General features: G+C 59.8%; 1 protein-coding gene. It reads right to left on the bottom strand.

Annotated features, from left to right (window positions below; genetic code table 11):
* Positions 1-80 precede the first annotated feature (80 nt).
* Positions 81-1,754: a group II intron reverse transcriptase/maturase gene (ltrA, locus tag HY26_RS17160; RefSeq protein ID WP_233351675.1), complete on the bottom strand. Its 1,674-nt coding sequence runs from the start codon at positions 1,752-1,754 to the stop codon at positions 81-83.
* Between the last annotated feature and the right edge of the window lie 588 nt (positions 1,755-2,342).

Below are 2,342 nucleotides of genomic sequence, written 5' to 3'. Positions count from 1 at the left end.
TCATAGTGTCGGGTAACAGGTCGGCGTTGCCGCCGACCCGTCCCCTCAGAACCGTGCTTGCACGTTTCCCCGCACACGGCTCAAGCAAGTCCCTGATATGACGCGCGGCGGCAGTCGGCGTGGACAAGCGCAAGGTTCCGGTAGGAACCGTTCGTCCTGTCCCCATCCACATGAGACATGCGGATGGTTTCGCCATTGTAGAGGCTCTCGCGGCAGGTCGGGCATGTGTGCCTTTGCCGCTGCGCAACCTTCTGCCAACTGCGCGTGAGGTCAGTCCCTCCCATCCGGCGGGCCCGGTTTCGCCAGTAGTCGGCGAGAGACGGATCGTCGGGGGAGTTGCGGTGCTTCACCATCGTCCAGCGCACGATTTTGATCGCGGCTGGATGGATCATGAACGCACCTGACTGCTTGTCCATAAATGTGTAGCTGAAGGTCGGGCAGTTATAGTGCCGCCCGAAGTATTTCCGCATCCACCAGTGTTTCAGCTTCCTCGCATGGGCACGGTGGCACCAGCGACGTTGCCGGACATGGACATAGTGTTCGATCCCTGAGAAGATTTTCCCGGCGACACTGTAACGGTAGTAGTTGCACCATCCACGTATCACCGGATTGGCAGCTGCAAGCAGTTGCCCCTGATCCGAGCCGACATGGGCGCGGAACAGGTCCCTGAGCTTCTTCCTGAACGCTTTAACGGCGTCCTTGGAAGGTTTGATCAGGGTCTTCGTGCCAGCGGCGCGGTCTGCCACCTTATAGGAACGGACATTGAAGCCGAGGAAGTCGAAGCCTTCCCGTAAGTGCCGGATACTGGTCTTCTCCTCGGAGAGGTGAAGGCCGCGCCCGGCGAGGAACGCAGCAAGGCGCTCCCTGGCCTCAAGCGCTTGCGTCTCAGTGTGGCAGATGACGACGAAGTCGTCAGCATACCGCACGAAGACAGGGCAGTGAGGTTTCACGTATGAGGCACTTGTGCCTCCACGATACTCAATGCCCAGCGCTTCTTCCATTCCATGCAGGGCGATGTTGGCAAGGAGAGGACTAATGACCCCGCCTTGCGGTGTGCCCTGCTCGGTGGCGTGGAACACGCCATCTTCCACATAGCCTGCCTTCAGCCAGCGGCGGATCATTTCCCTTGCGGGGAAGTTGCCGATAGCCTCCATCAGGGCGTCATGGTCGATATTGTCGAAGCAGCCTTTGATATCGGCATCAAGAACCCAGACCCGTTTGGACCCGGACTTGGTTGCCAGATATATCCGCTCGATGGCGTCATGGACGCCACGACCGGGCCGGAACCCGTAGCTTGTCCCCTCGAACTGCGCTTCCCAACAGGGCTCAAGTGCATTGAGCACAATGGCCTGCTGGCACCGGTCGATGAGGGACGGGATTCCGAGTGGCCGCTTCTTGCCGCTCGCTTTAGGGATATACACCCTCCGGGCTGGAAGCGGTTCCCATGCCTTGAGGTTCACCAGCTGGTTCGCAAGGCCCGCCCGCTCGGTCGGCGTCAGTGCGGTTCGCGCATCGACACCGGGAGAGGCTTTCCCACGATTGATCTGGCTGACCCTTCGGATGGAAACGAGCAGGTTCGCCCGGCTGCGCAGCATCAGCTTTTGCAACGAGCGAACCGTCTTCCAGTCCCGCATTTCAGTCGCCCGATAGATTCTCCGGCGCAGCGTCCTGACGGTTCGATAGGCGGCAGGCCAGTCAATGGTCTGCCATTGAACAGTTCCGCCGCTTACGATCAGGCCTTGCGGCCCGTCCATCTTTTCACGAACGGTTCGGTTGCTGTTCCATGAGATTAAGGGGGACTCACCAGTCATCTGTCAGCACCCTTTCAGGTTGGGCATGGCCCTATCCGCCGGGTTATGTATTCCCCGTGCCTTTCGGCTGGCGGCATTCGCTTGTGATGACATCCTCCACCCGCTGAGGGATTGGGCGGTCCTTGCGAACCGCTTACCGAGCGCTGTTACCAGCGACCGGACCTCATCGGGGTTACTCAGTTCCGCATCTGTGAGATGCGACCGGGTTAGGTGCCTGCTATACGCCGGGGAATATCGACCTTCCGACTGAGGGATCCACGTGCCCTCAGCCCATTCCCTTGCTCCCCGTAAAAGCCACTTCCGGGGGACTGATGGGTAACGACGCATCAACACAGATTCACTTTCGTTTACCATACCGGTCTTCTCCTTGGGCGGTTCACCGGCGTATGGCTGCCAGCTCCCCGCTCGTTTCCGGAGGCTTCGCACCAGCCAGTTACCCAGCTCGCACGCTCCGGCTAGAAATGGTCGAGAAGGCTCGACCAGAGGCATCCCTGCCTCACTCAACAGATGCGACTTTCTGGTCGCACCATG

Origin of the sequence: Hyphomonas sp. GM-8P, assembly GCF_003263315.1 — a bacterium.
In the GTDB taxonomy this organism is placed as follows: domain Bacteria; phylum Pseudomonadota; class Alphaproteobacteria; order Caulobacterales; family Hyphomonadaceae; genus Hyphomonas.
Note: the sequence above shows the minus strand (reverse complement) of the source record. Positions and strands in the feature narration are given on the sequence as shown.

Coding starts and splice junctions, on each gene's coding strand:
- ltrA (WP_233351675.1), bottom strand. CDS start 1,754: ATGGACGGGCCGCAAGGCCTGATCGTAAGCGGCGGAACTGTTCAATGG.